The sequence below is a fragment of the Bacillus sp. BB081 genome (assembly GCF_008368895.1).
GTDB lineage: Bacteria > Bacillota > Bacilli > Bacillales > Bacillaceae_G > Bacillus_A > Bacillus_A wiedmannii.
Window position 1 is genome coordinate 76,686 of record NZ_QOZX01000002.1, and the last position, 22,376, is coordinate 99,061.

The following is a 22,376-nucleotide window of genomic DNA, read 5'->3' on the forward strand; positions in this document are numbered from 1 at the left end:
GAGCATGAAAGGGAAACTTATAGTAGTCGGCGGTGGCTTGGCCGGCTTAATGGCAACGATTAAAGCGGCAGAAGCAGGAGTAAATGTTGAACTATTTTCTTTAGTACCAGTAAAACGTTCACATTCTGTATGTGCCCAAGGTGGAATTAACGGTGCCGTAAATACGAAAGGTGAAGGGGATTCTCCATGGATCCACTTTGACGATACAATTTATGGTGGGGACTTCTTAGCGAACCAACCGCCAGTTAAAGCAATGTGTGAAGCAGCACCTGGTATCATTCATTTAATGGACCGTATGGGTGTTATGTTCAACCGTACGGAAGAAGGACTTCTTGATTTCCGTCGTTTTGGTGGAACGCAACATCACCGTACAGCATTTGCTGGTGCAACAACTGGACAGCAATTACTATACGCATTAGATGAGCAAGTACGTCGTCACGAAGTAGCAGGACTTGTAACGAAATATGAAGGTTGGGATTTCTTACGAGCTGTTGTTGATGACGAAGGTGTGTGCCGAGGAATCGTTGCACAAGACTTACAAACAATGGAGATTAAAAGTTTCCAAGCTGATGCCGTGATTATGGCAACAGGGGGCCCTGGTATCATCTTTGGAAAATCAACTAACTCTATTATTAATACAGGTACAGCAGCTTCTGCTGTATATCAACAAGGTGCATATTATGCAAACGGCGAGTTCATTCAAATTCATCCAACGGCAATTCCTGGAGACGATAAATTACGTCTTATGAGTGAATCTGCACGTGGTGAAGGTGGCCGTGTTTGGACATATAAAGATGGTAAACCATGGTACTTCCTAGAAGAAAAATATCCGGCTTACGGAAACCTTGTACCTCGTGATATTGCAACGCGTGAAATCTTTGACGTTTGCGTAGAGCAAAAACTAGGTATTAACGGTGAAAACATGGTGTACTTAGATCTTTCTCATAAAGATCCGAAAGAACTAGATATTAAACTTGGTGGAATTATTGAAATCTATGAGAAGTTTACAGGTGATGATCCTCGTAAACTACCAATGAAAATCTTCCCAGCAGTTCACTATTCAATGGGCGGACTATGGGTTGATTATAAGCAGATGACAAGTATTCCAGGTTTATTTGCAGCAGGTGAGTGTGATTATTCTATGCACGGTGGTAACCGCCTTGGTGCGAACTCACTATTATCAGCAATTTACGGTGGTATGGTAGCAGGACCGAATGCGATTGAGTATATGAAAGGTCTTTCTAAATCATCTGATGCTGTTTCATCTACTGTATATGAGCAAAATGAATTAATCGAAACAGAGAAATTTAACAATATTTTAACGCTTGATGGTAACGAAAATGCATATGTTCTTCATAAAGAGCTTGGAGAATGGATGACAGATAACGTTACAGTAGTTCGTGAAAATAAAAAGCTACTAGAAACTGATGCGAAAATTGAAGAGTTAATGGCGCGTTACAAACGCATTAACATTAACGATACAGCGAGATGGAGTAACCAAGGTGCTTCATTTACACGCCAACTTGCAAATATGTTTGAGTTAGCACGTGTTATTACAATTGGCGCATATAACCGTAATGAAAGCCGCGGAGCACATTACAAACCAGAATTCCCAAATCGTGATGATGCAAACTTCTTAAAAACTACGATGGCGAAATTTGAGGGAGAAGGAAAAGCACCAGCATTCCATTACGAAGAAGTGGATGTTTCATTAATTAAACCACGTAAACGTGACTATTCCTCAAAACATGATGTAGCTTCTAAGGGTGAAGAGAAGGGGGATAAGCAACATGTCTGAGAAAACAATCCGCCTCATCATTACGAGACAAGATGGACCAGATGCACAAGAGTTTGACCAAGAGTTTGAAATTCCATATCGTCCAAATATGAACATTATTTCGGCACTGATGGAAATTCGTCGTAATCCTGTTGATTCAAAAGGAAACCAGACGACTCCGATTGCATGGGATATGAACTGTTTAGAGGAAGTATGTGGCGCATGTTCGATGGTGATTAACGGAAAACCACGTCAATCATGTACAGCTCTTATTGATCAGTTAGAACAACCAATTCGCTTAAAGCCGATGAAGACATTCCCGGTTGTACGTGACTTACAAGTTGACCGTAGTCGCATGTTTAACGCTCTAAAACGCGTTAAGGCTTGGATTCCAATTGATGGTACGTATGACTTAGGACCAGGACCAAGAATGCCTGAGAAGAAACGTCAATGGGCTTATGAGCTTTCAAAATGTATGACATGTGGTGTTTGCTTAGAATCATGTCCAAACGTAAATAGTAAATCTGACTTTATTGGACCAGCACCGTTATCACAAGCTCGTTTATTCAACTCACATCCGACGGGTGAAATGCATAAAGCAGATCGCTTACGTGCAATTATGGGAGATGGAGGACTTGCAAACTGTGGTAACTCTCAAAACTGTGTGCAATCATGTCCAAAGGGTATTCCATTAACAACTTCAATTGCGGCATTAAACCGTGATACAACAATTCAATCGTTCAAAGATTTCTTTGGTAGCGACAATAACTATTAATAAATATTGCCTCTTCATGTTGAAGAGGCAATATTTATAACTTTATTTTTCTGTTTATTCTGTTTATTTTAAGAGCGAAAAGGAGAGAGAATAATGAAGAGGATTTCTTATATTGAAGACTTTGAGCGATGGGAAAGTGGTTTTTCATTTTACAATCCTGTAAAAGTTCGTTTTGGTGAAGTAGATATGTTTGGGCATGTAAATAATGTCATTGCCTTTACCTATTTTGAAGAAGCGCGTATCGCATTGTTTAAAGAACTTGGATTTATGCAAGAATGGACGCATGAATCTTCAGAAACGATGATCGTTGTTGCAGATTTACAATGCAATTTTATTAAGCAAATATATTTTGATGAACAGTTGAAGGTATATGTAAAAGCGGGATCGGTTGGGAATTCTTCTTTAGATTTGCATTACATGGTGAAGAATGCAGAAGGAGAAGTTTGTTTAGTTGGTCGTGGAATGATGGTTCAAGCATCGAAAAAAACGGGAAGAGGCGAACCGTGGCCTGAAGAATGGAAGAAAAAATTACTACAATGATAGAGTGAAAGAAAAATAAGAGAGCAATTTGCTCTCTTATTTTTTGTCTTCCATTGCTTCTTCTAATGTTAAATGATGTTTATATATGTATGTAGCATACGGGTTTCCAACGTAGCGCAAATGCCACGGTTCATATGCATATTCTGTTGTTTCTGTTTTATCTTCTAAATAACGAATGACAAAGCCAAATTCATGGGCGTGTTTTGCAACCCATTTTCCTTCGGCTGTCTCTCCAAAAATAGGCTCTAATTGGAATTTAGCAGATTTTGAACTAATATCCATTGCTAAACCAGTTTGATGTTCACTCGTACCAGGAATGGCACTTACTGAATCAGCTTCAGCTTTTCCTTGACGTCTAACGTATGTATCATGTAATGATTTTTGGCGTTTGTATGAACGATAACCAGATACAGCTGTAAGTTCAAGTCCTTCTTTCTTTGCCGCTACAAACATATCTTCAAGCGCATCTGCAGCATCTTTGCGCAGTAGCGTTTTTTCTTTATCTTTTGGACTAGTAAATGGTACGTTTGGTCTTGTTAAATCTTCAGGTATGTATCCGTCTGGTAGTTTTCGATGTTTATTAACTAATACAAGATTAGACTCTGGATTTGTTACAACGGAAAAATCATTGTCTAGCTTCTTTGCATTATGATCAGCTTTCGGAAAAGCAGGAATCTCTTCTTTTTGGTGATTACTATGCTGTTGACTTTCGACAGCTTTTGCCCCATTTTGTAGTGGTGATTTAGAACTAAAGTAAGCGAAAGAAGTGATACCGATTACAATAGTAGTGGCAGAAATAATGATTATCTTTTTCATGATGCCTTGTAATCACAGTCCTTTCTTAATAAAATATGTATTGTTTTTATTATAAGTCTAGTTTGTTGAAAAAGAAATATAAGAGTCGTAACGTAATAGAAATGCAAAGAAAATGTCAGAAAATGTGTGAAATTGTAGTATTTTTTCATTTAATTCATTTCTTATCTTTCATGAAATGAATTTTTTATGTAATATATATACATAAGAAGATGTAGCGATTATCGAGAATAAAGAACTTCTTGTATAGACTAGGAGTGAATGGGAATGGATTTTGCAACAATTATTGGACTTATTTTAGGATTTGTAGCAGTGGTAGTAGGGATGGTCGTCAAGGGCGCTGACGTAAATTCTTTATTGAATCCTGCCGCAGCATTAATTATTTTTATCGGTACATTTGCTGCAGTATGTATCGCATTTCCGATGAATCAACTAAAAAGGGTTCCAAAATTATTTAAAGTTCTTTTTGGTTCAAATAAAAAGGATTTAAGTTATGAACAGTTGCTAGAATTATTTGTTCATTGGACATCAGAAAGTAGAAAATACGGTATTTTGTCTTTAGAGCAACAATTAGACAAAATTCAAGATGAATTTCTTTTGCGTGGTATGAAATTTGTGATTGATGGCGTATCCGCAGAAGATTTAGAGCAAATTTTAGAAGCTGAATTAGAAGCGATTGAAGAAAGGCATGCAAAAGGAGCGGCAATTTTTTCTCAAGCTGGTACATATGCACCGACATTAGGGGTTTTAGGTGCTGTTATTGGTCTTGTAGCTGCACTTGGCAATTTAACTGATATTGAAAAGTTAGGTCACGCTATTTCGGGTGCATTTATTGCAACGATTTTTGGTATTTTTTCAGGTTATGTATTATGGCATCCATTTGCAAATAAACTAAAGCAAAAATCTGCAGCTGAATTAGAAAAAAAACGTTTAATTATTGATTGTTTATTAATGTTACAAGAAGGTACATATCCGTTTATTATGAAGAACCGCATTTTAGGTGCACTTTCTGCAACTGAGCGTAAAAAGCTTGAAAAAGGGGCAGAAAAAAATGCGGAGTAAAAAAAATAGAAGAGGCAAAAAGAAAAAACACGAAGAACATATCGATGAAACTTGGTTAATCCCTTATTCTGATATGTTAACGTTGTTATTTGCATTGTTCATCGTTTTATTTGCGATGAGTAGTATAGATGCTGCGAAGTTCAAACAGATGGCAGTAGCATTTCGAAGCGAATTAGCAGGTGGAACAGGAAATAAAGAGTTTTTAAGTGATCAGAAGCCAAATGATGAAAAGGAATTATCAGCAAGTAGCCTTGAGGCAGAACAAGCAAAAAAACAAGAAGAAGCTAGAGAAAAAGAAAAAAAAGAAATGGATGAATTGAAAGCATTACAAAAAAAGATTGATCAATATATTAATGAGAAACAATTATCCTCTTCTTTTCAAACTAAATTAACTGAAAAGGGATTAATGGTGACAATATTAGAGAATGTGCTGTTTGATTCGGGGAAAGCAGATGTGAAGTTAGAATCACTAGGGATTGCAAAAGAGATGTCTAGCTTACTTGTTTCAGCGTCACCTCGTGAGATTACAGTATCTGGTCATACGGATAATGTCCCTATTGCCAATGCGCAGTTTGCATCGAACTGGGAATTAAGTACGCAGCGTGCAGTTAATTTTATGCAAGTATTACTCCAAAATAAAGAATTACAACCAGAAAAATTTAGTGCGATTGGTTACGGAGAATACCGTTCAATTGCTCCAAACGATACACAAGAAGGAAAGGCAAAGAATAGGCGTGTGGAAGTGTTTATCTTGCCTTTAACAGAGAAGGGAAAATAAAGAGGATGGCGAATGCCATCCTCTTTATTTTGCATCAAATGATTTTAAGTTGTCGCGACGGATTTTATCTTTTTCTGCATCTGATTTTTTGAAATCATAATCATATAAAGCGCCTTCCCAATCACCATACATTGGATTCGGGAAAATAATAAATTTCTCACCAAATTGTGCTTTCGAATCTGATACTGCTTGATTGCGGTCTTTTACAGACTTTCCATCAAAACCAGTGAAATCAGATAAGTTATCACCGAAGAATAAGACGATATCATGTGTTTGTGAAACGAGTTCACGTCGTTTTTCTTTTCCTTTTTCTTTCGGATCTTGTAGTAATATATGTTCTTTCGTTGCTTGAGGAGCACCTACACGCTCAAGATTTTTAATTGTTGCATCTAGTTGGTTCGTTTTACGATTTGAGATGTAGTAAATATCTACACCTTTAGATTCTGTATATTTTAAGAAATCAATTGCGCCTGGAAGGGCCTCAGCTTCAGCCTTATTAATCCAATCATCCCATTTATACGGATAGCCTTTTCCTGTTTTTACGCTCATTGCTTGATGAGGACTGTTATCTAAAACAGTTTCATCTAAATCAAGTACGATAGCAGGTTTTTTCTCTGTCCCTTTTGCAAGAACTGCATCAAGCTTCAATTGACCGATATTGTACCCTTGGTAGTAAAGTGCTTTCGTTTCACCAGCTGTTTGATACCATAAATCAGCCATTAATTGCTGTTCTGTTAATTTTACTTTTTCTTCTTTTGCCACTGTTTTCTCTGGTGTTCCTGAACATGCTACAAGCGATGTAGATAGAACCGCTACAGATAATAAAGTGGTAATACCCCTCTTCATCTTCATATGTATCCTCCTTGATGTTAGAAAATCATCTTATATTATATATTAAAATATAAAAATTTTTTTATGAACATTTGCATATTGTCTTTTGTATATATAGTAGTATGTCCTATATTAGAAAGATGAGAAAAATATTGGAAATTATTTTGTCAATTATAATTGTCGTAATGACAATTATAATTGACAAATGAAATGATATTATTTACAATTTTAACTAAATAGAACAAATGATGGATTAAGGAGATGTTACATACTAAGAGGATGAAGTGTAGTGCTATATTTTATCCTGAATAAACATAGTCTTTGAAAGAGAGTATGAATGATAGTAAAGGGGAGGCTTTATACTTTGAGTTTACAAATTCAAAACTTAACGAAACAATTTGGGGAATCAAAAGCAGTTAACGGTTTGCAAATTTCGTTACCAAAAGGTGAAGTGCTAGGATTACTTGGACGAAATGGTGCAGGGAAAACAACGACAATCAAAATGCTTCTCGGATTATTAACGCCTAATGAAGGATCTATTACATGGGATGGAAAATCATTTGGGACTAGTGGGGTAACGATTGGGTATTTACCAGAAGAAAGAGGTTTATATACAAAAAGTAGAGTAATAGACCAGTTGCGATATTTTGGTAGATTAGAAGGAATGTCGAAAAAAGAAGTAGATCTTGCTATTGATCACTGGTTAGAGCGATTAGCGATACCGGAATATAAATTTAAAACGGCAGGAGAGCTTTCAAAAGGAAATCAGCAAAAAATCCAATTAATTGCTGCTCTTCTTCATAATCCTGAACTTCTCATTTTAGATGAACCATTTAGCGGACTTGATCCAGTTAATGCTGGGATGCTAGCTAGCATTATTGAAGAACAAGTACAGAGCGGAAAGACAATTATTTTATCTAGTCATCGTATGGAACAAGTAGAGGCTTTTTGCCAACATGTATGTATTTTGAAAAAAGGCGAAGCAGTCGTAAAAGGCCAGTTAAGTGATATTAAAAAAGAATACGGTTTCCGCAATTTAACGATTGAAGATACAGAAGAGAATGAGAAGGGATTAGAAGCTATTCATGTATCGTATGAAAAACAACAAGGTCTTCTTTATGTGCAAGTACAAGATGATGCAGAAGCTCTAAAGATTTTACAACAGTTGCAAGAACAAGGTGTTACCTTACGACAATTTAAAATGTTAGAGCCGACGTTAAACGAAATCTTTGTAGAGAGGGCGAAATAACGATGCGTAAATTTTCTCACGTATTTTCATTTTATTTCAGGGAAGCGTTTTTATCTAAAAAATCATTAATCATGAGCGCGATTTTATTTTTAATTGTTTTTGGAATTTTTGCGTTCAATCATTTTACTTCAAGTAATGATAAAAATAAGGATAAAGATAAAATTGCAGTTGTGACAGAGAGTTCTACATATAAAATACAAAAAGAAGAGTTAACTAAGTTATTACCATCAGCTAAATTAACAATTGGTTCAAAAGAAGATTTCAATAAACTGCATAAACAAGTAGAAGAAGGCGAGTTAGACGGTTTGTTTCGTGTAACTGAAAAGAATGGAGTTCCAGAAGTCACGTATATGTTTAATGGGTTCGCTAGTGAAACAAATTCTACAATTATAGCTAGTTATTTAAAGGGAAAATATATGGCGATAACAGTTGCTAAACATAATGTTTCACCAGAAATTGCACAACAATTGCAAACCGAAATTTCTGTGAAACAAGAAGCAATAAAAGATCGTTCTGCCTCTGCCGGAATTGCATATTTCTTCATATTCGCTTTATATATGTTTATTGTTGCGTTCGGAAGCACAATTGCGATGAATATTGCTTCTGAAAAAGCTTCTCGCGTTATGGAAGTTATGATTCCGAAAGTAAAACCTCTTACGATGATGTATGCAAAAATTTTAGCGGTTGTTTCAACGGCTTTATTACAACTTGTCATATTGGCATGTGGTTATTTAGTTCCTTATTTACTAGGGTGGGTAGATTTAGAAAATGGTTCATTATTTGGCGTAATTGATGTTACAAAGTTAGATGCAAAAATAATCGGTATGTTCCTAATTTATTTTGTTACAGGATATTTCCTGTATGCGATGATGTATGCAGCTGCTGGTGCGGTTGTTTCTAAGACGGAGGATTTGCAAGGTGTAATGCTACCGATTTCAATTTTAATAATTGCAGCATTCTTTATAAGTCTTAAATCGTTAGGTGACCCAAATAGTACTATCGTTGTTATAAGCTCTTATGTTCCGTTCTTTACCCCGATGGTTACATTCTCACGCTTTGTAGCTGGTGAAACTGGTATGTTAGAAATTATGATAACATTGGCGGGGCTTTTAGCGACAATCGGTATTTTAAGTGCTGTTACAAGTCGCATTTACGTAAATGGCGTAATGAATTACTCAGACAAAGTGAAATTTAAAGATTTAGCGAAGTTTATAAAGCGTCAATAATGAGAGAAAAGCATGATTTCCTATTGAAATCATGCTTTTTCTTTATGTATAAATTAAAAATAGTATATAATAATAAGAGTCGTCTTTTAATAGAATGAATACAAAGGAGGGTGTGCAGATGGGGATTAGTAGTCGTTTTACAGTAGGTGTTCATATGTTAACGTTACTTGCGATAGATCGAAACTCTCGCTGTACCTCTGAATGGATTGCTGGTAGTGTGAATACAAATCCAGTTGTGATTCGTCGCATTACAGGAATGTTGAAGAGAGCAGGACTTGTTGATGTACAAGCTGGTAAAGGTGGTACGACACTTGCTCGTGATTTAGAAGAAATTACATTACTTGATGTATATAAAGCAGTGGAAGTTGTAGAAGAAGGACAACTATTTTCCTTCCATGAAAATCCCAACATTGAATGTCCAGTAGGAGCTAATATTCAATCAGTATTAGAAATTATTTTAATGCAAGCGCAAGAAGCGATGGAAAACGTACTTGCAAATGTAACGGTAGATCAATTAGTTACAAACTTAAAGTCTAAAATGAAAGAGTAAAAAAGCGAGCAACCTCATAATGAGGGCTCGCCTTTTTTTGTTCAGAAATATTGAAAATTCTATTTTTCAGTATTTAAAATGAATTTACCAACAATAGCTGCTACGATACCACCAAGAATTGGTGCTACGATGAATACCCATAGTTGAGAAAGTGCTTCTCCGCCAGCAAATAAAGCTGGTGCGATACTACGAGCTGGGTTAACAGAAGTTCCAGTTAACGGAATTCCTAATAAGTGAACTAAAACTAATGTGAAACCAATTACTAATCCTGCTAGAGAAGAACTTCCTTTTTTACCTGTTACAGCAACGATAACTAAAATGAATACGAAAGTTAAAATAAATTCAACTAGGAATGCTCCAGATAAACCAAGAGTTCCAAAACCATTTTGTCCTAAATTATCTAAAGGTGTTTTAGCAGAGCGTAAAATCGTTACTAACGTTGCAGTTCCTAATAAACCACCTAAAATTTGAGCTAATACATAATAACAAAGTTCCATAGCGTTCATTCTTTTGTTGATGAACATAGCTACTGATACTGCTGGGTTAATGTGACATCCAGAAATTGTTCCGATGCTATATGCCATAGCCACAATAGATAGACCGAAAGCCATAGCGATTCCTAATGTTCCAATTCCTTCAATTCCGCCGCCAATGACAGCTACTCCAGTTCCGAATAATACAAGTACAAATGTACCAATAAATTCAGCGATTGCTTTTTTTAACATAATTTACCTCCTAATATTGCGCATGAAACGTATTATAACATAGGTTTTAGTATAAACAGCTAATGAAATACTATTCTGATAAGACGAAATAGGGGGACAATAAAAAAAGAGTATAGTTCTTTGTTAGAGAACTATACTCTTTTTTATGCAGTTTTTTTCTGCTTAACGACTGGAGCAGAACGGTTTAACACGCTATTAGCAACCATTCCTAACATAATAATAATCATTCCAAGTAGGGAAAGACCACCAGGAAATGAACCATTCAAGAAAACAATTTCACCAAGCACTGTAAAGACCATCGTTCCAGCTTGCGTTGCTTCAACAGCTCCAAGTAGAGCGAGGTTATCTTTGGCTAAGTCAGTAGCAAAGAAAAATGTCATCGTTGCAATCACGCCAGAACATAATGCTAACAAAAATCCTTGCAACATTTGGCTGGATGTTGGAATACCTGTAGTAGAAAATCCATATATGCCAAGTAAAATTGTTATAGGTAGACTTCCTATTGCCATTCCTAATACACGTTGGAATGTATCAAGACGTCCGCCAACAAGTTCCATCATTTTTCGGTTGCCGAATGGATATAAGAAGGCTGCTACTACGACAGGTAAAAAACCTGAAATGAACTGAGTCATTGTAATATGACCTGCTGCAGTCGCTTGCATACAAATTACACCAAGTAAAATAAATAATGCAACATATAAACTACGAAGTGGAATTTTCCCCCGTACAAGTTTTGTACCTGATTTCGTTTCTATTTTAACGAAGAATAATGGCGATAAAAGTAAACCTGCTAATATAGTAACTTGCCAAGTTCCAGCAACGAGCCACGCTGGAGAAAAGACAGCAGAGAAACTTAATAAAGAATAGAAACCAATACCAGCGACGGACCCCCATCCGATCCACGCTAATGGATGTTTCTTTAATTCTTCCCATAATCCCCTTAAGTTTTTGCGAAATAAAACGATAAGGAATAAAATAGGGAGAGCAAATAAAAAACGGAAGGAAGCTGTCCAGGCCCAGCTCGTTCCAGATACATTCATCGCTCGATTAATAATAAAGGTTGCGGAAAAAAAGGCTGATGATAAAAGGCCTAATAAAATTGCGCGCATGAAGTATAGCACTCCTTTCGGAATTTGATGATTATGTATAGTATAATATACTTAAAAACGATAAAAGTAAACTATTTTATACTTTAAGGTGGTTTTATAGATGAAAGAACAGGAAGATATGCAAACGAAAGAAGTCATTCAGCAAGTAGGTCAGCTGTTAAGACAAATTCGAAATGAACAAAAATTAAGTTTAGAAGAATTAGCTCAAAAAACAGGGGTTAGTAAATTAACATTAGGAAAGATTGAAAGAGGCGAAACGAATCCGACGTTAGCTGTCATTTGGAAAATAACGAAAGGGTTATCGATTCCTTTATCGAGATTGATGGTTGTTGGAGAACCTGTAGCTGTGGCGCGCTGCGGAGAAGGATTTGCAGTAGATGTAGGACAAGCATGGCATTTAGAAACGATGTTCCGCTATACGAAAGAAACGGGGATGGAAATGCACCGTGCTTGTTTAAGATCGAATAGTATATATGAACCAGAAGCTCATCATGAAGGTGCTATTGAGCTTGTAACAGTAATGAAAGGGAAAGTATCGATTCAAGTAGAAAGCGATGTATACGAATTAAATGAGTTTGACTCTATTCAATTTGAAGCGAATAAAAAACATAGTTATAGAAATGAAGAAGATGAAGTAGCAGTATTACATTTAACAATGAAATATTCTTCATGAAAAAATCCCCTATAGAAAAATCTATAGGGGATTTTTTATATGCTGTGCTCAAATATATGAAAGAATGTTATTAGTAAGAGCGTGGCATAAGTAATAAACAAATAAAATAAACTAAAAACCCCGTCCCAAAACATAAAATAGCAATGACCCAAAGTATGCGAATGAGAGTAGAGCTAATATCAAAATATTCCCCTAAACCACCGCATATACCAAATAGCATTTTATCAGTTTCGGATTTATATAATTTTTTTGACATATTACGATCAACTCCTTTTTATCCCGCTTTAACGAGCAGTAAGAACTCCACCTAAAAATTCAGCGAAAGCAAAGAAGTTAGGTGGGGATTAACTGCCCGTAAAAGCCCGATTGGTTTAACTAATGATCAGTGGGGGGATGAACAACCCCCCACTGATCAAAGTTTCACTTTATAGCAAGCTATATACTTCTATTCTATATGGAAATTTATGAGAAGACTATGCGGTTGTATTACATTTTTTTTAGGGAACAGTCGTATTAATTGTCTTAATTTTCAGTTGATATTAAAATTATAGTAAGAGGTAACTTTTAATAAAGGGTGGGGGAAATAGAGATGACAGTATATTGGCTGACTAATGTAATGCTTGAATCGGGGTATACATATGAAGAGGGGAGAATTTCCCAAACAGAAACAGAGTTATGTAGTTTACTCATTGAAGATGGACGAATTAAAAAAATGATAGCAGGGGCTGTTCAAGAGGAAGGCGTATTAATTCTTGATGCTAATCGTTTATTGATTTTGCCAGCCTTCGAAGAGATGCATATTCATATTGATAAGACATATTATAGTGGTCCTTGGAAAGCTTGTATGCCAGCAGAGAATATTTTTACGCGTTTTAATGAAGAAGAAAAAATTCTGCCGAAGCAATTAGCAACTGCTCAAGATAGGGCGGAAAATATGTTAGCGTTATTGCTTCGAAATGGTGCAACGAATATAAGAACGCATTGTAATGTTGATCCGATTATTGGACTTGGTAATTTGGAGGCGACGTTAGCGGCGTTGGAAACATATAAAAATCAGGTTTCTGGTAGAATTGTTGCTTTTCCACAACATGGATTATTGCGTAGTAATTCTGTACAACTTGTGAAAGATGCGATGCGTATGGGTGCGCATCTAGTCGGTGGAGTGGATCCAGCTACAGTGGATAATGATATTGAAAAATCATTACATACCATTATGGATATCGCAGTAGAATTTAATGCGGATGTTGATATTCATCTGCATGATGCGAATAATCTTGGGACGTTTACGATGAAGCGATTGGCAAGTTTAACAGAAGAAGCGGGATGGCAAGGTCGCGTAACAATTAGTCATGCACTTGGACTTGGTGGTGTTACGGATAAAGAAGTTGAAGAAGTGGCGGAAAGACTAGCTGCTTTAAATATTGATATTACTTCAACGGTGCCAATTGGGAAACAAGTAATCCCAATTCCGTTATTAGATAAAAAAGGTGTGAAAGTTTCATTAGGAAATGATAGTATTACTGATCATTGGTCACCGTTTGGCACAGGTGATATGCTGCAAAAGGCAAATCGATTAGCGGAACGTTTTGGCTGGAGTGACGAAAGGTCTTTAGGAAAAGCCCTTCGCTTTATTACGGGAGGAAAAGAAACGTTAAACAATGAAGGGAAGCGAGCATGGCCGAATGTAGGAGATGAAGCGAGTTTTGTTTTGACGAATGCAACATGTACTGCTGAAGCGGTAGCGCGTCAAACAGAGAAGCGTTTAGTCGTGCATAAAGGGAATATTGTTGTTGGAAGTTTAAATGAGGTGGAATTAAATAATCTTGTGTAAAAGAATCGTGTGAATGTTTTGAGGAGGGTTCTAATTATGAGTGTAGAGCCCTTCTTTTTTATGTTTACAATATATTTTTTATAGGGAAGTTAGAAAGGATGAAAAATTTGGACAATCAACATAACCAAAATCATATTATGGGAACTTTGCAATGGTTTATATTTTTATTAGCGAATTCAATTGCACTACCAATTGTCGTTGGCGGATTATTTCATCTTACGACGGAAGAAATATTTTATTTAATGCAGCGTACGTTTTTTGTAGTTGGTATATCTTCTTTTTTACAAGGGTGGCTTGGACATAGACTGCCAATTGCGGATGGCCCAGCTGGATCTTGGGTTGGCGTATTTACCGTACTCGCTTATGCAACGGCCGGGCAAGATCAATTACATAGTACGTTGCAAATTTTAGAATTAGGAATGATAATTTCCGGTGTTATTTTAATAGGATTAGGAGTCACTGGTTTTATCGGACGTATTTTATTTTTATTCACGCCGCTTGTAACAGGGACGTTTTTACTTTTATTATGTTTACAATTAAGCGGTGTATTTCTAAAAGGAATGCTAGGAATTACTGCTACCGTTTCTCAAATCGATGGATTTACAGCGATAATTGCGTTTAGCATATTTCTTTTCGTTATTATACTATCTAATTTTGGAAAAGGTTTTGTCAAAAGTTACGCAGTTTTAATAGGATTAATTAGTGGGTGGGTTCTTTTTCTCATTGCAGGAAAAGTGACGATTCCATCTCAAGTAACTCATTTTGTGCAATTTCCGCAAATATTTGCTTGGGGACTTCCAAAGTGGAATACAGGTATGGCTGTATCAAGTTTCGTTATGGTATGTATTTTAGTTTCTAATACAGTGGCAGCAATTATAGCAATCAATCAAGCTACCATTCAAAAAGCGACTATTGAACAGAAACAGTTGAAGGATGGTACGTGGGTTGGAGGGATTTCGCACATCATTTCTTCTGTATTTTCAACTGTAGGTGTCGTACCGTTACCAGCAACGGCAGGATTTATACGTTTAACGAAACAAAAATATATACGATCGTTCTTACTAGCATGTTTGTTACTAGTCGTAATGTCGTTGTTTCCAAATATTATTCGTTACTTAGCATCGTTACCACCTGCTGTCGCATCTGCGGTTTTAATGGCTTCGTTCGTACAGTTAATTGGAATTGGGTTTCATAATATAAAACAAGTGCCAATGAGCGAAAGGAATGTAACGATTTTAGGAGTTTCTGTATTATTTGGCAGCGGTGTTATGTTTTTACCGTCTGGAGCACTCCAATCACTGCCGTCTGTTATGCAATATATATTCGGAAATGGTTTGTTCGTAGGTACAGTTGTCAGCATATTACTAGAACAAATATGGCGTACTGAAAAGTGAGTGGATACAAAGAGTGTCTGCACTGTATAAAAGTCTAAAATAACATGTGAAATAAAGCCTATTTTCATTCACCACCCGCACATTTCGTTCATACAATATCTTGACTAAATAAACACCCAACTTACACATACACGGCTCTGGCTTAAGCAAGGAGGTTTATACCAGTTGAAGGAAAAAGCGTATCAATCTAAACCGTTACTCACAAAGAGAGAGAGAGAAGTATTTGAATTACTGGTTCAAGATAAAACAACGAAGGAAATTGCAGGTGAACTTTTTATCAGTGAAAAAACAGTACGCAATCACATCTCAAATGTTATGTGTAGGGATTGCAAATAAAATTATAACTTGTAAACATCAAAGGGAAATTAAAAAGAATAAAAATATTGATGTAGGAAAACAAACCTTTGTGGTTAAAGAGAATCAATTGCAATTTAAAGCCAACTGATTTTATCGGCATGGTGATGATTAATTAGCAGTGGTTTAAAATTTTATAGATGTATATAAAATTTTAATATGGGATTAAAGAAGGAACAAGAAATTTGTGATGGGGAAATTTATTTTAAATGAAATAAAAAGGAGTACCGTATAAAAAACAAAATGATTTAATAAAGTAAAAAGTTATTGTATATTATGGATGAATTTTTTAGATTTTATTCTAAATGAATTATAAATAAGGAGTGGAGCTTTTAGAGTGTATTAAAGTAATAAGTAGGATAAAATGTGCGTATATAGAGTTTATAACAAAAGTGTATATGGGAATGTATTATATAATTGACAAGTATACTTTTAAATGATAGCATTTACTTGTAAGATAGAAGTAATTAATAAAGGTTATTCGGTCTACAACTACCGAATTCTCCCCGTCGGAGACGATAAACATGAGACGAGACCTAAAGTTGTAAAAGATGAAAATGTTTTAGTTTTTTAGGATAATCTCCTAACTTTTTGAATAAGATAATAGTGGACTGCGTAATAAAAGTCATTCGGGTGCAGCTCTCGAATTCTCCCCGTCGGAGACAATAAATATGAGACGAGACCTAAAGTTGCAAAAGATAAAAATGTTTTAATTTTTTAGGATAATCTCCTAACTTTTTGAATAAGGTAATAGTGGACTGCGTAATAAAAGTCATTCGGGTGCAACTCTCGAATTCTCCCCGTCGGAGACAATAAATATGAGACGAGACCTAAAGTTGCAAAAAAGCGAGATTAGTGCCCTGATTTATTTTGAATCAGGGCACTATTCATGTTCGGAGAGAAAATATGATAACAACTACTCAGGATTTGTATGGGTTAACCACAAACCCAAGAATTAATGAAATAAGCTTAGAGCTTTTGTGTAAATTCTACGAAAAATATCTGAATCCTTATATTTTTCAGTATGAAATTATAGATGATTCAGGAGAAAAACCGATAGCCAGTACAATTGAATTAAGATTTGATAAAGAGAATTTTTGTCATTTATTAGCTATCGAAAAAATTGTTGAACGTGTAAAGAATAAGCAAGAAATAGAAGGTTTTAAAGGTGAAGAGGGATGGAACAATGTCAAAAGTGGGGAGATTACTTTAAGTTCTCTTCGAGGCAGACCAACCAAAAAGAAGTTTGACAGCAATAAAGATAAATATGTTTTCTTTTATATAATACCAAAATTAGTAGATAAGCCAAAAGCTGTATTGTACGATAAAGAAAAGGTTCGTGGAAATGTTACGAATATAGATTGCGAAATATTATTTCACGATCAACAGCAAGATGCAACGGTTCATTTAGGAATAAAAAAAGACGAAGACTTGGGTTATTATATACCAAAGACATTTTTTGTTGAGCGAATCACAGAAACTAAAGACGGTCTTCGATTTGTTGGAGATCAACAGAAAATAACAGTTACAAAGATGCCTGCCAAATTAATTTGATTAAAAAAAGAGATGCAAATGAACTGCACCCCAATTGTTAGACTCATAATCTAACAATTGGGGTGCAGTTTTTCTATGGCTAAATTTACACTTGAATTTTTTTGTTTTGTAAACCGCTATAGTATATCGTTTTTTTGTTGCTAAAATGTCAAGGCTTACGAAAATCGCCTACATACATTAAAAAAGAAGAGCTCTTATGTTTAATTCCTATCCATGGTAAAATTTTTATAAGTAAAAATTTTATTTTATGTAAGGACGGTAAGAGATGAAATTAGAATGGGTGCGAATTAAAGATTTTAGATCAATTGAAGACACAGGGAGAATATATGTGGATTCTAATCTCACTGTTTTAGCAGGGCAGAATGAAAGTGGGAAGAGTAATGTTCTGAAGGCATTAGAAGCCTTTTCAACTTCACAATTTTTAGGTGGGGATTATCCAGAAGGAAAAGAGAGAACCGCGAGTGATCCTACTGTAGAAATTTCTTTTATAGTGAAGTCAGAAGATATAAAAAGGTATTTAAAAGCAAGTGTTTATCATTCTGAATTTTTTAGTGAAGGGTCATACAGTTTTACAATAAGAAAATCTTTAGTAACTCAAAAATATTATACATATGGATCAATTCAAAATGTTTTTTTTAATAAAAAGAACTTAGAATTAATAAGAGACATTGTGGAGGAGTTAAATTCTCATATAGAGAGGTTTTCTACGCGGGGTTATTTGGAAGATATTCCTGATTCAGGAGGTATGGCTGATTTTGTAATAGAAGATGCGCAGGAATTTTTGGAAGCATTTCCGAAGATAGAAGATCCAATCGAATGGTTGAGAAGTTTTAAATCAGATTTAGAACAATTCTTTGGAATTAAGATAATAAGAGCACCTGATGAAGAGGAGTTGGGTATTTATAAAATTTCTGTGGATGCAGAAAACCCCAATAGTGATAATGATTTTATTAGGGATTCACTAATAGATTTTGACAGGAGTATAAGAAATTACGAGGAATTTGAAAAAAGTTTTAAGATTCCAAGATTTAAGATGCTTGAATCATTTGAAAAAACATTACCTGATTCTATAGAACTAGTTCTTAATGAAAAAGATATATGGTCTTCGTATGTAAATCAAGTCTTAGGAGGAGAAAGTATTCTTCATACTCAAGATATTTCTAATCGAACCTTAAAAAGAAAAATGATGGATGTATCAAATGAGATTACTTTACTTTTTCAAAGTATATATACACAAAGTCAAATTAAATTGGAACTAGATGTAGGGACTAATAATACATTGAATTTTTACATATATGATGGGGGAAATGATATTGATTTTCTTCCAAGTCAGCGTAGCAAGGGCTTTCAATGGTTCTTATCTTTCTTTTTTGCTATTAATTCAGTAAAAGGGGAAGGTAGTATTATTTTAATTGATGAACCAGGTCCATATTTACACCCAAAAGCACAAAAAGATGTTTTAAAAGCATTGGAAGTTTTAACGGAATCTAATCAAATTATTTTTACTACGCATAGTCCTTATTTGATAAATCCGAACAACTTAGAAAGAATTCGCTTAGTTAGTAGAGATAATAAAAATTGTACTATTGTTGAAAATAAAATACATGCATCCTCTAAAGCAAAGAAAGAGGTATATACTCCGATAATTACAGCTATCGGTCTAGATCTATCAGGTGCTTTTGGTACATTTGGGGAGTATAACACAATAGTTGAGGGGATTTCAGATTATTTTTATTTAGAATGTATGAAAAAGTATGTAGATAATATTGAAAAATTTGGAGAAATGAGGTTCATTCCTAGTATAGGAGCTTCAAATATTGATAATTTAGCCTCTTTACTAAAAGGATGGGGAGTGGATTTTAAAGTTTTATTAGATAATGATAAGGCTGGAAGAGATGAACAAAAAGAGCTTAAGAAAGAATTGATACTATCAGATGAACAATTGATTTTCGTAAGTGATGAACCTGGACATGCTATTGAAGATTTATTTTCAAGAGAAGATTTCTTGAAATATGTTATCCCTGATTTAGATGTGTCAGAACAAGACAAAGAATTAAAAAATTCTAGCTTATTCAAAGGGAAAAGTAAGGCATTATTTGCAAAGATGTTTAAAGAGAAATTCCAAAAAGAAACAGATATAAAGTTCACTTCACAAACCATTAATAATTTTACTAACTTGTTCCACAAATTATATGGTGTAAGTGATGTGAGAGCCGAGGTAATGGAGAGTGTACGATAGGATTTTATCCTGAGTGTAAAAAAGAAAGATTTTAATAAATTTAAAGGGTTGTTCGCTTAATCAATCATCATATAGTGGGGATGAGTTGATGTCTCGTGACCAAAAAAGCATCTCCATTTAAACTTGGAAATGAATTATACGGCACAATAAAATTTGAAGAAGCGTTTCTTCGAGCTTTAGAAGTGTATTTTTAAAAAAGAAAGATAGTAAATCTCCTGATCAACCAGGAGATTTTTTTTGCTTTTAGGATTTATTCTTTTTTTCAACAAATAGCTATTTTTTGGGGGGCATATTTCAAACGAAGAAAGGGTGAAAGAGATGAATTGAGTCATATAATCAGCACAATCTGTTTTGGAAAATTCGGATTCAAGAAAAGTTTTTCAAAAAGGTAAAAGAGTATGGTGCGTTGGAATGAAAAAAATGTGAAGGTCGAAGCGATGGAACAATTGTTAAAACAAACTCTTAACGAGTTACAGGCGGTGCGGAAAGACATAGCGGAAATAAAAGAAATGATGGAACTATTGCAAAAGAACTTTAATTAAAGTTTTGATGCTTGTACAGAAAGAATTATAGAATATGTTAATGACAAGGCATAAGGTTTAAACAAACGAGTTTTTACAGTAGAAACAGGCGTTCAACGGATAGGTAGACAGTAGAGTATTTGATTAGGGGAAGGATATTTTGCGATAGAACTAAACACAATTTCTTTTTTCTGGTAAAAAATAAGATTATAGTATTATAATTGATATAATAGGATATTAAAATTAATAATCTTAGAAAGAGGGATAAGTATGCCTACTTTTACACTATTTCATAATGAAATAAGGATTAATGATGAAATGGATACATTCAATAATTTGAAGCAACCATTTTATGAGAATGCGTTTACCCAGCGAGATTTTTTTTGTGAAAGGCTTCGTAAGGAAGTACACAATATGGATGATTTAATGGAAAAGGTTCCTCATATCGCGACCGAATGTATCAGTCAATCTGTAGAACTCGCTATCAGAGTATTAGTTGAGAAAGGGATATTGACGCGTACACCACACTCTTTTATTGAAGAGTATTATGCGGAATTTTTCGAGTATAGTCAGTATTTTGATGTGGTAAAAGAAAGATATTTGCAAATTGTATATACAGAAAATGAATTGCAAAATTATAGGGAAATCCAGAGAAGCGATAGAAGTAAATGGCAAGGTGGCGGATTTGGTTTAAGTGGTGCAGTAAAAGGTGCGGTGACAGCTGGCGTATTGAATCTTGGTCAAGGTGTAGTTCGAGGAGTTAGCGATAGTATTGTTAATGCAAATGATGCTGCAAAAATTCGCGAAGCAAAACATGCGTTATTTACAAATCACGACACTTTAAAAATATTAATAGATGGTGTTTTTGATTGTTGTTTCCAAGTATTCTATGGGGTTCTATGCGAATATGAAGCATTCACAGGTTATAGAAGTCCTTCAGTTGAAAGTGACACTGCTTCTGCCATTTTAGAGAATACAAAGAAATATGTTAAAGAAGAAGATCAAATTCTTGCAAATGTGATAAAGAGTATTAATATGAATCCATATAACTTTGATAGTTATGCTTACCTTTACGATATATTTGGGGATGAAGATGGTGAAATTGAACAGATTGTCACATACTTTGGATTTGGTTTCCGTTTTAATAAACTCAAGGAACAACAGATGCAAATTCTGTTTGAATTACCAGAGAATACGTTACAAGAGATGTATGATAAAAAACAAAAGATTATAGCGAAAGCAAAATTGTTGCAATGGAACTGTACGAATGAATTAAGTAAACTGGATGAGGCTATTTGCGAGAAAAAGAAACAATTAGAACGAGAAGAAGCAGAAAGAAAAAAACAAGCAGAAAAAGAAAATAGACTAGTTTCAAGAAGAGAAAAATTACGTCAAATGAAAGCAGAGATAGATGATGCTTTAAAAGTAGGGAATATTTCATATGTTAGAGAGTGTGCTGTAAACGAAAATGGATATGCAGTATATGCTCTTGAAGAATACTTCAAAGATGGTACAAATACCTCCAAAGAGGAGTGTTATAAACTTTTTGAAGCTGAGTATAACAATAATCAACATGATTCGTTTACATTATACATGCTTGGTCGCTGTTTAGATAAAGGACATGGTATAGAAATGAATGACAGCCAAGCAACCCATTTTTATCAATTAGCTGCTCAAAAAGGAAATATAGGTGCGAAATTTGTGTTGGGGTTTAAATATACCCATGGTTATGGTGGTTTAAAAAGAGACGATAAAAAGGGTGGTAATTTACTGCAAGAAAGTGCAGAAAATGGATATCCATTTTCATTTGTATGGATAGGGTCTTTTCACCATAAAGGAGAGCATGGGTTTAAAAAAGATACAGATAAAGCAAGGGAATTACTGACAATTGCAGCAAATATTTTTGATCTTGAATTCGGAAAAAAAGAATTAAAAAAATTAGATAACACAAATTCAGGTGGTTGTTTTATAACAACAGCTACTCTTAAAACTTTAGGAGTTGAGGATGACGATCATGAATTAGAAGCTTTTCGGAGCTATAGAGACAATTGGTTATTATCCCAATCTGATGGGGAAAGCATAATTCAAGAATATTATGCAATTGCTCCAAGCATTGTTGAGGGTATAAATAAACAATCAGATTCCTTCGATATTTATAAGGGGATATGGGATCAATACCTTTCAAATTGTCTAAGTGATATTGAAAATCAGCATTATGAAGCATGTAAAGAAACATATATGCGGATGGTAAAAGATTTACGAAAGTATGCGTAACATTATTGAATTGTCTCTTTACTTTCTGTTATCCATGAAACTAAAAAATGAAAATAAGCCACCTAGTATATGCTAGGTGGCTTCGTTGTCAACCGATGTAT

The 22,376-nt window shown here is 34.8% G+C and carries 21 protein-coding genes; 16 read left to right on the forward strand and 5 right to left on the reverse strand.

Annotated elements, in window-relative coordinates:
* Positions 1-4: 4 nt before the first annotated feature.
* The 3 genes from sdhA to DN394_RS00500 all read left to right on the forward strand — a co-directional run bounded on the left by sdhA (position 5) and on the right by DN394_RS00500 (position 3,092).
* Positions 5-1,798 (forward strand): succinate dehydrogenase flavoprotein subunit, encoded by a 1,794-nt coding sequence (sdhA, locus tag DN394_RS00490; RefSeq protein WP_097916585.1) that lies wholly within the window; start codon positions 5-7, stop codon positions 1,796-1,798.
* On the forward strand, positions 1,791-2,552 hold the full coding sequence (sdhB, locus tag DN394_RS00495) for a succinate dehydrogenase iron-sulfur subunit (RefSeq protein ID WP_001291830.1): 762 nt from the start codon (positions 1,791-1,793) through the stop codon (positions 2,550-2,552). The genes sdhA and sdhB overlap by 8 nt, the downstream gene beginning before the upstream one ends.
* Positions 2,553-2,645: 93 nt before the next feature.
* Positions 2,646-3,092, forward strand: a complete 447-nt coding sequence (locus tag DN394_RS00500) for an acyl-CoA thioesterase (protein ID WP_149293514.1) — start codon at positions 2,646-2,648, stop codon at positions 3,090-3,092.
* 36 nt (positions 3,093-3,128) lie between these two features.
* Here the strand turns inward: DN394_RS00500 and DN394_RS00505 are convergent, their stop codons facing one another.
* Positions 3,129-3,908: a M15 family metallopeptidase gene (locus DN394_RS00505; RefSeq protein WP_046958780.1), complete on the reverse strand. Its 780-nt coding sequence runs from the start codon at positions 3,906-3,908 to the stop codon at positions 3,129-3,131.
* A gap of 264 nt (positions 3,909-4,172) precedes the next feature.
* Here DN394_RS00505 and motA point away from each other — a divergent pair, with 264 nt between their 5' ends.
* Complete coding sequence (gene motA / locus DN394_RS00510; RefSeq protein ID WP_000344855.1) at positions 4,173-4,967, forward strand: flagellar motor stator protein MotA; 795 nt, start codon at positions 4,173-4,175, stop codon at positions 4,965-4,967.
* Positions 4,957-5,745 carry a flagellar motor protein MotB gene (gene motB / locus DN394_RS00515; protein ID WP_001256743.1) on the forward strand — a complete coding sequence of 263 codons (789 nt, stop codon included), beginning with the start codon at positions 4,957-4,959 and terminating at the stop codon, positions 5,743-5,745. Before motA ends, motB begins: the two co-directional genes overlap by 11 nt.
* A gap of 24 nt (positions 5,746-5,769) precedes the next feature.
* Here the strand turns inward: motB and DN394_RS00520 are convergent, their stop codons facing one another.
* Complete coding sequence (locus DN394_RS00520; protein WP_097916587.1) at positions 5,770-6,597, reverse strand: 5'-nucleotidase, lipoprotein e(P4) family; 828 nt, start codon at positions 6,595-6,597, stop codon at positions 5,770-5,772.
* Positions 6,598-6,940: 343 nt separating this feature from the next.
* Between DN394_RS00520 and DN394_RS00525 the strand changes: the two genes are divergently transcribed.
* The 3 genes from DN394_RS00525 to DN394_RS00535 all read left to right on the forward strand — a co-directional run bounded on the left by DN394_RS00525 (position 6,941) and on the right by DN394_RS00535 (position 9,601).
* Positions 6,941-7,825, forward strand: a complete 885-nt coding sequence (locus DN394_RS00525; protein WP_137054056.1) for an ABC transporter ATP-binding protein — start codon at positions 6,941-6,943, stop codon at positions 7,823-7,825.
* 2 nt (positions 7,826-7,827) lie between these two features.
* A complete protein-coding gene (locus DN394_RS00530; protein WP_001224960.1) occupies positions 7,828-9,051 on the forward strand; it encodes an ABC transporter permease in 1,224 nt (407 codons plus the stop codon).
* A 118-nt stretch (positions 9,052-9,169) separates the two neighbouring features.
* Positions 9,170-9,601 (forward strand): Rrf2 family transcriptional regulator, encoded by a 432-nt coding sequence (locus tag DN394_RS00535; protein WP_000512998.1) that lies wholly within the window; start codon positions 9,170-9,172, stop codon positions 9,599-9,601.
* A 59-nt stretch (positions 9,602-9,660) separates the two neighbouring features.
* Here DN394_RS00535 and DN394_RS00540 read toward each other — a convergent pair whose 3' ends face one another.
* Together DN394_RS00540 and DN394_RS00545 are read right to left on the reverse strand one after the other, a co-directional pair.
* Positions 9,661-10,326, reverse strand: a complete 666-nt coding sequence (locus tag DN394_RS00540; RefSeq protein ID WP_000913204.1) for an MIP/aquaporin family protein — start codon at positions 10,324-10,326, stop codon at positions 9,661-9,663.
* Between the two features lie 143 nt (positions 10,327-10,469).
* Positions 10,470-11,435, reverse strand: coding sequence for a DMT family transporter (locus DN394_RS00545; protein ID WP_097993740.1), 966 nt, complete (start codon positions 11,433-11,435; stop codon positions 10,470-10,472).
* Between the two features lie 100 nt (positions 11,436-11,535).
* On the opposite strand from DN394_RS00545, the gene DN394_RS00550 reads away from it, so the two are divergent.
* On the forward strand, positions 11,536-12,108 hold the full coding sequence (locus DN394_RS00550; RefSeq protein WP_000662745.1) for a helix-turn-helix domain-containing protein: 573 nt from the start codon (positions 11,536-11,538) through the stop codon (positions 12,106-12,108).
* A 70-nt stretch (positions 12,109-12,178) separates the two neighbouring features.
* Here the strand turns inward: DN394_RS00550 and DN394_RS00555 are convergent, their stop codons facing one another.
* Positions 12,179-12,364 carry a PspC domain-containing protein gene (locus tag DN394_RS00555; protein WP_000038790.1) on the reverse strand — a complete coding sequence of 62 codons (186 nt, stop codon included), beginning with the start codon at positions 12,362-12,364 and terminating at the stop codon, positions 12,179-12,181.
* A gap of 333 nt (positions 12,365-12,697) precedes the next feature.
* Between DN394_RS00555 and DN394_RS00565 the strand changes: the two genes are divergently transcribed.
* The 7 genes from DN394_RS00565 (at position 12,698) to DN394_RS00590 (ending at position 22,275) form a co-directional block, all read left to right on the forward strand.
* Positions 12,698-13,939, forward strand: a complete 1,242-nt coding sequence (locus DN394_RS00565; RefSeq protein ID WP_060488192.1) for an amidohydrolase family protein — start codon at positions 12,698-12,700, stop codon at positions 13,937-13,939.
* Between the two features lie 98 nt (positions 13,940-14,037).
* Positions 14,038-15,333 carry a purine/pyrimidine permease gene (locus DN394_RS00570; protein ID WP_149293515.1) on the forward strand — a complete coding sequence of 432 codons (1,296 nt, stop codon included), beginning with the start codon at positions 14,038-14,040 and terminating at the stop codon, positions 15,331-15,333.
* 165 nt (positions 15,334-15,498) lie between these two features.
* Complete coding sequence (locus DN394_RS00575) at positions 15,499-15,669, forward strand: helix-turn-helix domain-containing protein (RefSeq protein WP_149293516.1); 171 nt, start codon at positions 15,499-15,501, stop codon at positions 15,667-15,669.
* A gap of 924 nt (positions 15,670-16,593) precedes the next feature.
* Complete coding sequence (locus DN394_RS00580; RefSeq protein ID WP_149293517.1) at positions 16,594-17,241, forward strand: PBECR4 domain-containing protein; 648 nt, start codon at positions 16,594-16,596, stop codon at positions 17,239-17,241.
* A 265-nt stretch (positions 17,242-17,506) separates the two neighbouring features.
* Positions 17,507-19,480: an AAA family ATPase gene (locus DN394_RS00585; RefSeq protein ID WP_149293518.1), complete on the forward strand. Its 1,974-nt coding sequence runs from the start codon at positions 17,507-17,509 to the stop codon at positions 19,478-19,480.
* Between the two features lie 398 nt (positions 19,481-19,878).
* Positions 19,879-20,022, forward strand: a complete 144-nt coding sequence (locus DN394_RS28850; protein WP_179953642.1) for a hypothetical protein — start codon at positions 19,879-19,881, stop codon at positions 20,020-20,022.
* 393 nt (positions 20,023-20,415) lie between these two features.
* On the forward strand, positions 20,416-22,275 hold the full coding sequence (locus DN394_RS00590; protein WP_179953643.1) for a tetratricopeptide repeat protein: 1,860 nt from the start codon (positions 20,416-20,418) through the stop codon (positions 22,273-22,275).
* Positions 22,276-22,376 lie beyond the last annotated feature (101 nt).

What these genes read in the sequence shown, in the direction of transcription:
- DN394_RS00545 (WP_097993740.1), bottom strand. Translation starts at nt 11,435, where the DNA reads ATGCGCGCAATTTTATTAGGCCTTTTATCATCAGCCTTTTTTTCCGCA.
- DN394_RS00580 (WP_149293517.1), top strand. Translation starts at nt 16,594, where the DNA reads ATGATAACAACTACTCAGGATTTGTATGGGTTAACCACAAACCCAAGA.
- DN394_RS00550 (WP_000662745.1), top strand. Translation starts at nt 11,536, where the DNA reads ATGAAAGAACAGGAAGATATGCAAACGAAAGAAGTCATTCAGCAAGTA.
- motA (WP_000344855.1), top strand. Translation starts at nt 4,173, where the DNA reads ATGGATTTTGCAACAATTATTGGACTTATTTTAGGATTTGTAGCAGTG.
- DN394_RS00570 (WP_149293515.1), top strand. Translation starts at nt 14,038, where the DNA reads ATGAAAAATTTGGACAATCAACATAACCAAAATCATATTATGGGAACT.
- DN394_RS00500 (WP_149293514.1), top strand. Translation starts at nt 2,646, where the DNA reads ATGAAGAGGATTTCTTATATTGAAGACTTTGAGCGATGGGAAAGTGGT.
- DN394_RS00585 (WP_149293518.1), top strand. Translation starts at nt 17,507, where the DNA reads ATGAAATTAGAATGGGTGCGAATTAAAGATTTTAGATCAATTGAAGAC.
- sdhA (WP_097916585.1), top strand. Translation starts at nt 5, where the DNA reads ATGAAAGGGAAACTTATAGTAGTCGGCGGTGGCTTGGCCGGCTTAATG.
- DN394_RS00590 (WP_179953643.1), top strand. Translation starts at nt 20,416, where the DNA reads ATGGATGATTTAATGGAAAAGGTTCCTCATATCGCGACCGAATGTATC.
- motB (WP_001256743.1), top strand. Translation starts at nt 4,957, where the DNA reads ATGCGGAGTAAAAAAAATAGAAGAGGCAAAAAGAAAAAACACGAAGAA.
- DN394_RS00520 (WP_097916587.1), bottom strand. Translation starts at nt 6,597, where the DNA reads ATGAAGATGAAGAGGGGTATTACCACTTTATTATCTGTAGCGGTTCTA.
- DN394_RS00530 (WP_001224960.1), top strand. Translation starts at nt 7,828, where the DNA reads ATGCGTAAATTTTCTCACGTATTTTCATTTTATTTCAGGGAAGCGTTT.
- DN394_RS00540 (WP_000913204.1), bottom strand. Translation starts at nt 10,326, where the DNA reads ATGTTAAAAAAAGCAATCGCTGAATTTATTGGTACATTTGTACTTGTA.
- DN394_RS28850 (WP_179953642.1), top strand. Translation starts at nt 19,879, where the DNA reads ATGGTGCGTTGGAATGAAAAAAATGTGAAGGTCGAAGCGATGGAACAA.
- DN394_RS00505 (WP_046958780.1), bottom strand. Translation starts at nt 3,908, where the DNA reads ATGAAAAAGATAATCATTATTTCTGCCACTACTATTGTAATCGGTATC.
- DN394_RS00535 (WP_000512998.1), top strand. Translation starts at nt 9,170, where the DNA reads ATGGGGATTAGTAGTCGTTTTACAGTAGGTGTTCATATGTTAACGTTA.
- DN394_RS00555 (WP_000038790.1), bottom strand. Translation starts at nt 12,364, where the DNA reads ATGTCAAAAAAATTATATAAATCCGAAACTGATAAAATGCTATTTGGT.
- sdhB (WP_001291830.1), top strand. Translation starts at nt 1,791, where the DNA reads ATGTCTGAGAAAACAATCCGCCTCATCATTACGAGACAAGATGGACCA.
- DN394_RS00565 (WP_060488192.1), top strand. Translation starts at nt 12,698, where the DNA reads ATGACAGTATATTGGCTGACTAATGTAATGCTTGAATCGGGGTATACA.